We start from the raw sequence: 563 nt of genomic DNA on the forward strand, positions 1-563 counted from the left end.
GTGCATAGATTGCGCGGTGTTCACCGCCCCACTACACATAACCTACTTGAATAAGTGGCGTCCCCAAGGGGATTCGAACCCCTGTTACCGCCGTGAAAGGGCGGTGTCCTAGGCCTCTAGACGATGGGGACACATGATGTGTCACTAGGACAACTGAATAGTTAGACTCGATTCAGACGAGCTTTTAATAACACAGCACTTGAAGTAAGTGGCGTCCCCAAGAGATTCGTACTCTTGATAACGTCGTGCATAGATTGCGCGGTGTTCACCGCCCCACTACACATAACCTACTTAGATAAGTGGCGTCCCCAAGGGGATTCGAACCCCTGTTACCGCCGTGAAAGGGCGGTGTCCTAGGCCTCTAGACGATGGGGACACATAATGTGTCACTAGGACAACTGAATAGTTAGACTCGATTCAGACGAGCTTTTAATAACACAGCACTTTTTGTAAGTGGCGTCCCCAAGGGGATTCGAACCCCTGTTACCGCCGTGAAAGGGCGGTGTCCTAGGCCTCTAGACGATGGGGACACATAATGTGTCACTAGGACAACTGAATAGTTA

At 50.6% G+C, this 563-nt stretch carries 3 tRNA genes; all 3 read right to left on the reverse strand.

What is annotated here, in order from left to right:
- Positions 1 to 55 precede the first annotated feature (55 nt).
- The 3 genes from JIG37_RS19430 to JIG37_RS19440 all read right to left on the reverse strand — a co-directional run bounded on the left by JIG37_RS19430 (position 56) and on the right by JIG37_RS19440 (position 530).
- Positions 56 to 131: transfer RNA gene (locus tag JIG37_RS19430), tRNA-Glu, on the reverse strand.
- A 169-nt stretch (positions 132 to 300) separates the two neighbouring features.
- Positions 301 to 376 (reverse strand) — tRNA-Glu (locus JIG37_RS19435).
- A 78-nt stretch (positions 377 to 454) separates the two neighbouring features.
- Positions 455 to 530 (reverse strand) — tRNA-Glu (locus tag JIG37_RS19440).
- Positions 531 to 563 lie beyond the last annotated feature (33 nt).

The organism is Pseudoalteromonas sp. bablab_jr010 (assembly GCF_016464105.1).
Classification (GTDB): domain Bacteria; phylum Pseudomonadota; class Gammaproteobacteria; order Enterobacterales; family Alteromonadaceae; genus Pseudoalteromonas; species Pseudoalteromonas simplex.